Here is a 6,883-nt window from a genome sequence, read left to right as displayed (position 1 = left end):
CCCGCCATGCCGGCCGCACCGGATGGCTATGCCTGGAGCACCAGCTTGCCCGCCCCGGTGAGCCTAGTGACCGCCGCCACGGGCAATACCGCCTCCTTCGTCAATACCCTCGTGCGTACGGCGCCTGCCATGCCAGAGGCAGTGCCTGCGCTGGACACCGTCAAGCTGCTGCTGATGGCTGCTGCAATGGCCATGTTGGGCATGCTGGTGCTGCGCCGGGCACAGCGCCGCTAAGGGGAGAAAGCGAACGGCCAACGTTAACGGCGCAGAGGTCAGCAAGTCCTAGGGATCCTCTGCATAACCCTCGCCAAGCGGGATGGACGCGGATCGCCCGCGACCGCGTTCAGACTACGGCAGGGAGTTTTGCAGAGGCCCCTAAGCTTGCTGAACCGATCACTGGCTCGCCTCGTGTGTAGCCCCCGCCTGGACGCTGATTCAGACGGGGTGCTGCATAGAAGGCGGGCTTTTCTTTTGCCCGCTTTCCATGCCCACGATGGGGTTAGCGACGAAAGGCGGACAACACGCGCGTCAGACCGCCGCCAGCGCTGCCAGATGGGTGGCCACCGCGCCTGTGCCGCTGGCGGCATTCACATGCGCAAAGTAGCGGTACCAGCCGCTGGCCTCGATGGCCGCGAGCAAGGCATCACGTGCCTGTGGATCAGGAAATCGCCAGATGCCCAGGAACTGGTGCGGGCTTGCCTGTGCAATGGCGGTATCCGTCTCAGCCAGAGACAGCAGCTCGATGCCCTGGCCGGCGAGCTGGCCCAGGCCCTCACCAATGGCGGCCAGGAACTGCTGGCGCTGTGCAGCAGGCAGCGCCTGCCAGGCGGCATTCGGCGTATAGAGTTCGACAAGATAGCAGGACATGGCTGGGGCTTCTTTCAGCGAATACTGCGCAGCGCGCGTTGACAGATACGTTCAGTACTGGGCGATGGCGCTTCGCCCAGCCACTGGCTGCAAAGCTGGCGCACCCAGTCGGGCTGGTCCTTGGCCGCATCGTTGAGCCAGTTGGCGACGGAATCCTGCACATAGGCAGAAGGGTCGGCACGCAGCGCCTGCAGCAGTGGCAGGGCCTGCGCAGGTGCTTCTTTGAGCGCGCTGATGTGCGCGCACCAGACGCCGCGTGGGCGCAGTGCCTCGCAGGCAAAGCGGCGCAGTTTGTCGGACGGTAATGCCGTCCAGGGCATCAGCTGCGCGATGGCTTGGTCCAGATCGCTGGCCAGGTGCGGACGCAAGGCCATCCAGGCCCATTCGCGCACGCCAAAATGCCCATCGTCGGCCAGGCTTTTGATGGCAGCCAGGCGTGCAGGCAGGGCCAGTCCCGCTTGGGCGCCGACCATAAAGCAGGCCCAGCCGCGCACGGTGTCAGCCGGGTGCACGCGGCAATGCGCGATGCCCTCGGGGCCCAGCGCATCCAGCAGCAGCTCGCCCATGCCGCCCATGCGCTTGAGAATGCCCAGCGCACAAGCGGTATCCGCCTGCTGCAAGGTCTGGGCAGAGAGATCTGGAAAGACGGTGCGCAGCAACTGCGCCTGGTCCAGCGCCGTGCATTCAGCCAGGGTGGCTGTGGCGATCTCGCCGTTGGACAGCGCTTGCAGCACATCGGCGGGGATATCGGCCGCGCGGCTGGCGCCTTTGCGTGGGCTGCTCATGGCGCTGCCTGGCCCAGGTTGCTGGCCACCTTGTCCAGCAGCTTGGCCAACTGCTGGCGCTCGCTGGCCGACAGGCCACCGTACAGCCCTGCGATCCAGTGGCTGTGCTGCGCAAACACCTGTTGTGCCACTTGCTGGCCTTTGCCGGTGAGCCGTATGCGCAGCGCACGGCGGTCGCTGGCCTCGGCGTGGCGGGCCACCAGGCCTTCGCGCTCCAGGCCATCGAGCAGGCCGGTGACGGTAGCCCGGGTCACGCCCGCGCGCTCGGCCAGGGTGTTGGGCGCCAGGCCGTCGGGCGCGGCGTCGAGCAGGAACAGCAGCACAAAGCGCCCCTCCGACAAGCCGTAGGGCGCCAGCAGGCGCGCGCAATCGCGGTCAATGTTTGCCGCCAGCGTGAGCGTCTGGAAGCAGAGGCGAATCCCTGCCACATCGGGCAGGCCGCGCCGCTGGGCTTCGTCGAGCAGGGCGTTGTACTTTTGGGCGAGTTGCATGGTGGTGGCTGATAGTAAGGTGGCTAATTATATGCGTAATTATGGATCGTCAATCTGCTTCAAGTGCCTGCCCTGGGGCTTCGGCCTTCGTCGGTATGCGGCATCACTGCGATTGGGCAGCTGCAGGTTCCCACCACTTCCACGATAAAGAAATTTTCGGTTGTGGGATTTTGCTATTTCTGTGTCCTTATCACCGGAATCGGCCCAAGGGCTGGGTGAAGAAATGGCAGAAATGTGTGCAGAACATGGTTGGAATTTCTGCCAATAATTTTTGTGAATGTAATGGAAGCGGCATTGGCTAAAAAATCATTTATTTGATTGGCTAATAATAAAATTTGGAATTGATATTTTTCTTTGCGGTTTGACTGGCGCATAGTGAAGTCTCGCAAGCAAAGCCGAAAATTATCAGCGATTTGGTATTAAGTGAGGCAGGCTGATTGGCGAATAGTGACAATTTTGTCGTTATCTTTCTGTCTCGAAACATATGTCGGCGATGCACATGCCGGATGAATGGTTTCAACGGCAGTTATCCAATACCCGTCCGGAGCGCATGGGGTGGCATGCCCACACCATGACAACGTCAGGAAGCAGGCAGAAGTTTTCTAGGAGAAAGCCATGAAAAGCCCACTGTTTTTTGTCAAACTGTTGGTAGCGGCCTTTTTTCTGTTGGCGGGGATGCATGAGGTATCTGCGCAGCGGGTGTCAGATTTACCCACAGGACATACTTTGCGGTATTCAGGCCCGTATTCGGGGCATGGCTGGGGGCGATTCCAGGCCTCAACCTCCTTATCCATAACGACCGCAATCAATCACAAAATGCGCCTGGCCCTGCAGGTAAGCAGGGCTCCAATCCCTTGGGCGACCTTTATGCAGGGGCGTGCTGAATATGCCGCTGTTCCGGGGCTGAACGATTTGTGGATGCTGCAAACCGATATCGTTCCATCCACCACTTTGAACCATAGAGGCGCCGGCTTTATCCGTACCAGCGACAAAGGTGTGCACGGTGTCTCTCCCAGTTTGAGTGCCACAGCTGCGCAAGCTGATACTGACCAGCCCCGGGCGCTGCCACTCCACACCATCAAGCTTGTGTTGATGGGCGCAGCGCTGGCTTTGCTGGCCTTGGGCGTGGGCCACAAAGCGACGCAGCGTTGGTAGCGACAGCCCTCAATCCAGCGCTGTCACCGGCAGGATCAGCCCAAACGTCGTTTCCCCACCTTGCGACTGCGCAAAGACCGAGCCGCCATGCATCTTGGCGATGGCTTTGACAATGGCCAGGCCCAGGCCATGGTTGCGCTCCGAATTGTGGCGCGAGGCATCGGCCCGGTAGAAGCGGTCAAACAGGTGGCGCAGGTGTTCGGGCGCAATGTCCAGCCCGGTGTTGGTGATGGAGATGACTACATGGGCATGTTCGTGCTGCCAGCGCGTGCGAATGTCGATGCGGATGGCCGAGCCCGCCAGCGCATAGCGGGTGGCATTGCTCAGCAGGTTGGACAGCGCGCGGCGCACCAGCGGCGCATCGACCTGGGCCTGCGCGTCACCGATCACCTCCAGGCGCAGATCGGCATCCAGCGCAACGGCTTCATAGAACTCGACGACATCCTGGGCCACGGCGGCCAGGCTGACCACGCCCGTCTCGCGCGCGCCCACGCCCTGGTCGGCGCGTGACAGAAACAGCATGTCGCCCACCATGGCGGCCATGCGGCGCAGGTCTTCCAGGTGCGATGCCAGTACATCCCGCAGCTCATCAACCGAGCGGGGCTTGCGCAGTACCACCTCGGTGCTGGAGATCAAGGTGGCCAGCGGGGTGTTGAGCTCATGGGCTACATCGGCGTTGAAGGCTTCGAGCTGGCGGTAGGCATCGGCCAGGCGATTGAGCAAGGCATTGAACTGCGTGACGATGGGCTGCAGCTCCTGGGGCAGGCTGCTGCCGTCGAGCCGGCGCTCAAAATCGCGGGCCGACAGCAGGCTGATCTGCGAGACCAGCGATTCGATGGGCCGCAGGCTGCGCTGCACCAGCAGGCCGCCAAACAGCGCCAGCAGCAGGGAGCCGGCGACCATTGCCGCAAACAAGGTCCAGCCCAGGCCGCGCAGCAAGGCCTCGTCGGGGCGCAGGTCCATCACCAAGGTGGCGGTGGCCGCACGCGCCTGGTGGTACTGGGGCGCGGTGATGCCAACGGCAAAACTGCGCAGCATGGTGTGGTGGCTGCTCCAGTCGGCCGGGATGCTGTCGAACAGCACATGGCCCTCGTTGTCCACCACGCGGATCGCATAGTCGCCGTGGCCGGCCAGAAAATCGGTGAGCAGGTGGTCCAGCGCCTTGTCGCGGTGGGCCGTGCTGTCGTCGCGCAGCACATGCATCAGCGACTGCTGCTTTTGGTCGAGCATCTCCTTTTGGCGGGCCGTCAAGGTGTTGTCGAACACCAGAAACACGACCAGGCTGACAGCGCCCAGCCCCAGCATGGACAGCAGCGCCATCCAGCGCGAGAGCCGGCGCCCCAGATGCGGTACGGCTTGCGCGGGGCTCATGGCTGGGCTCGGCTCTCCAGCACATAGCCCATGCCGCGCACCGTGTGGATCAACGGCGAGGCAAAGGGCTGGTCCACCTTCATGCGCAGGCGCCGCACGGCCACTTCGACCACATTGGTCTCGCTGTCAAAGTTCATGTCCCAGACCTGGGAAGCCAGCTCGGTGCGGGACAGCACCTCGCCCTGGCGGCGCAGCAGCAGCGCCAGCAAGTTGAATTCCTTGGCTGTCAGATCAAGCCGCACACCGGCGCGCACGGCCTTGCGGCGGATCAGGTCCAGCTCCAGATCGGCCTGGCGCAGCACCGTGGGCTCGGGTGATGCCGGGTGGGCCTGCGCGCGGCGCAGCAGCACCTGGATGCGGGCCACCAGCTCGGAAAACGCAAAGGGCTTGATCAGGTAGTCATCGGCACCGCTTTGCAAACCGCGCACCCGGTCCTGCACATCGGTGCGGGCCGTCAGCATCAGCACCGGGGTGGATTTGGACTGGCGCAATGCCGCCAGCACCGCAAAACCGTCGATGCCGGGGAGCATGCCGTCGAGCACGACCAGGTCGTAGTCCAGCTCCATGGCCAGGTGCAGGCCATCGATGCCGTTGGTGGCGACATCGACCGTGTAGCTCTCCTCGGCCAGACCTTTGCGAAGGTACTCGCCGAGCTTGGCTTCGTCTTCAATCAGCAGCAGTCTCATGGAGGCCATTGTCTCTGATCGCGCCCGCAGCCACGGATTACAAATTTGTCATCTTCCCGTCGGCCTGGTGTTGGTCGCCGCTTTCTACAGTCGCTGGCATCGCATAGGGATACCGCCTGCACCGGGGGCCTGCGGTGTCTGCCGCTTCCTTGCGCCGGGCGCCGCCAACGCCCGGTTGTGCGCGGTCCGCCACCACAGGAGAAGCCGCTATGACCACCCCGCCGCCAGCCCCCAACCGGGCCGGCACCCCCTTGCCACGCCCCGCATGGCCTGCCTGGTTGCTGAGCGCCGCGCTGGCCGGCGTCTGGCTGCCCCAGGCCCATGCCCAGGCCGATACCAATGCACCTGCGCAGGCCACGCCAACGATCACGCTGGCTGCTGCCTGGGACAAGGCGCTGGCCGCCAACCCGGGCTTGCAAGCAGCCCGCTATGGCGCCGCTGCCGCCGAAGGTCTGGTGATGCAAAGCCAGGCACGCCCGAATCCGGAGCTCTCTGTCAACATCGAAGACACCCGGCCCGAGACCCGTACCAATACGGTGCAGATCAACCAGCTGATCGAGCTGGGCGGCAAGCGTGAGGCGCGCATGCAGTTGGCCGATACCGAAAAGGCAGCGGCCGAGGCGGGGGTGACGGCCGCACTGGCGGCCTTGCGCTACCAGTTGCTCGTCAACTTCAACGAGCTGCTGCTGGCCCAGCAGCGGGTGGATTTTGCGGGCCAGACCCATGCGCTGGCAACGCAGGCGCTGGAAGCCGCCAACAAGCGGGTGCAGGCGGGCAAGGTGCCACCGCTGGAGGCCAGCCGCGCCCAGGTGGCGCAGGCCAATGCGGCGATGGAGCTGGAGCAGGCCCGCGCCTTGACGCGCGTGGCGCAGCAGAACCTGGCCGTGCTCTGGGGCGGACGCGGCGCCGAGCTGGGCCTGGCCAGTGGCGACTTTTTGACCACCACGGCGGCGCCGACCGCCGAGCAGCTGGACCAGCGCCTGGATGAGGCGCCCGCGATGCTGCTGGCCCATCGCGCGCTGGCGCAAAGCCAGGCCGCATCGGCGGTCGAGCGCAGCAAGCGCGTGCAGGACCCGACGGTGAGCCTGGGCGTCAAGCGCGCCCGGGATGTTGGGCGCAACCAGGTGTTTGTCGGCGTCAGCATCCCCTTGCCGCTGTTTGACCGCAATGCCGGCAACCAGCTGCAGGCCTTGCGCAAGGTCGACCAGGCCGAGCAGCAGCTGCAGGACCAGCGCCTGCAACTGCAGGCCCAGGTGTTTGCTGCGCGCCAGCAGTGGCTCAGCAGCAACCAGCAGGTGGCGCTGCTGCAAAGCCAGGTGGTGCCCACGGCGCAGTCGGCTTATGACCTGGCCGTGCGCGGCTTCTCGCTGGGCAAGTTCAGCTTTCTGGACGTGCTGGACGCCCAGCGCAGCCTGTTTGACAGCCGGCGCCAGCTGCTGGACCAGCTGATGGCATCGCACCGCGCCCGTGCGGAGATTGAACGCATCTTTGGCACGCCAGCGCTGGCGGCCGCTACAGGAACCTGAAC

The 6,883-nt window shown here is 64.3% G+C and carries 8 protein-coding genes; 3 read left to right on the top strand and 5 right to left on the bottom strand.

Translation table 11 applies throughout. The features are described from left to right. Positions 1–234: hypothetical protein (locus LPW39_RS22920; protein WP_230780938.1), on the top strand; the 234-nt coding region annotated here is incomplete at its 5' end. A 294-nt stretch (positions 235–528) separates the two neighbouring features. Here LPW39_RS22920 and LPW39_RS22915 read toward each other — a convergent pair. Genes LPW39_RS22915 through LPW39_RS22905 form a run of 3 tightly spaced genes read right to left on the bottom strand, consistent with a single transcriptional unit; the run spans position 529 to position 2,143 of the window. Continuing rightward, complete coding sequence (locus tag LPW39_RS22915) at positions 529–867, bottom strand: DUF6616 family protein (RefSeq protein WP_230780936.1); 339 nt, start codon at positions 865–867, stop codon at positions 529–531. 14 nt (positions 868–881) lie between these two features. Continuing rightward, entirely contained in the window at positions 882–1,652 is a 771-nt protein-coding gene (locus LPW39_RS22910; RefSeq protein ID WP_230780934.1) for a DNA alkylation repair protein, read from the bottom strand. Next, positions 1,649–2,143, bottom strand: a complete 495-nt coding sequence (locus tag LPW39_RS22905) for a MarR family winged helix-turn-helix transcriptional regulator (RefSeq protein WP_230780932.1) — start codon at positions 2,141–2,143, stop codon at positions 1,649–1,651. The genes LPW39_RS22910 and LPW39_RS22905 overlap by 4 nt, the downstream gene beginning before the upstream one ends. A 615-nt stretch (positions 2,144–2,758) precedes the next feature. On the opposite strand from LPW39_RS22905, the gene LPW39_RS22900 reads away from it, so the two are divergent. Beyond that, the gene (locus LPW39_RS22900; RefSeq protein WP_230780930.1) at positions 2,759–3,298 is read left to right on the top strand and encodes a hypothetical protein; all 540 of its coding nucleotides are present in this window, start codon (positions 2,759–2,761) and stop codon (positions 3,296–3,298) included. A gap of 9 nt (positions 3,299–3,307) precedes the next feature. Here the strand turns inward: LPW39_RS22900 and LPW39_RS22895 are convergent, their stop codons facing one another. Both LPW39_RS22895 and LPW39_RS22890 read right to left on the bottom strand, forming a co-directional pair. Further along, complete coding sequence (locus LPW39_RS22895; RefSeq protein ID WP_230780928.1) at positions 3,308–4,669, bottom strand: heavy metal sensor histidine kinase; 1,362 nt, start codon at positions 4,667–4,669, stop codon at positions 3,308–3,310. Continuing rightward, positions 4,666–5,355 carry a heavy metal response regulator transcription factor gene (locus tag LPW39_RS22890; RefSeq protein ID WP_230780926.1) on the bottom strand — a complete coding sequence of 230 codons (690 nt, stop codon included), beginning with the start codon at positions 5,353–5,355 and terminating at the stop codon, positions 4,666–4,668. The genes LPW39_RS22895 and LPW39_RS22890 overlap by 4 nt, the downstream gene beginning before the upstream one ends. Before the next feature lie 209 nt (positions 5,356–5,564). Here LPW39_RS22890 and LPW39_RS22885 point away from each other — a divergent pair, with 209 nt between their 5' ends. Beyond that, positions 5,565–6,881 carry a TolC family protein gene (locus tag LPW39_RS22885; RefSeq protein WP_230780924.1) on the top strand — a complete coding sequence of 439 codons (1,317 nt, stop codon included), beginning with the start codon at positions 5,565–5,567 and terminating at the stop codon, positions 6,879–6,881. Positions 6,882–6,883 lie beyond the last annotated feature (2 nt).

Source organism: Comamonas koreensis (genome assembly GCF_021026195.1).
Lineage (GTDB): Bacteria > Pseudomonadota > Gammaproteobacteria > Burkholderiales > Burkholderiaceae_C > Comamonas > Comamonas koreensis.
This window is presented reverse-complemented; position numbering and strand designations above follow the sequence as displayed.

Excerpts from the sequence above, each read along its gene's own strand:
- LPW39_RS22915 (WP_230780936.1), bottom strand. The coding sequence starts at position 867 with ATGTCCTGCTATCTTGTCGAACTCTATACGCCGAATGCCGCCTGGCAG.
- LPW39_RS22910 (WP_230780934.1), bottom strand. The coding sequence starts at position 1,652 with ATGAGCAGCCCACGCAAAGGCGCCAGCCGCGCGGCCGATATCCCCGCC.
- LPW39_RS22905 (WP_230780932.1), bottom strand. The coding sequence starts at position 2,143 with ATGCAACTCGCCCAAAAGTACAACGCCCTGCTCGACGAAGCCCAGCGG.
- LPW39_RS22900 (WP_230780930.1), top strand. The coding sequence starts at position 2,759 with ATGAAAAGCCCACTGTTTTTTGTCAAACTGTTGGTAGCGGCCTTTTTT.
- LPW39_RS22895 (WP_230780928.1), bottom strand. The coding sequence starts at position 4,669 with ATGAGCCCCGCGCAAGCCGTACCGCATCTGGGGCGCCGGCTCTCGCGC.
- LPW39_RS22890 (WP_230780926.1), bottom strand. The coding sequence starts at position 5,355 with ATGAGACTGCTGCTGATTGAAGACGAAGCCAAGCTCGGCGAGTACCTT.
- LPW39_RS22885 (WP_230780924.1), top strand. The coding sequence starts at position 5,565 with ATGACCACCCCGCCGCCAGCCCCCAACCGGGCCGGCACCCCCTTGCCA.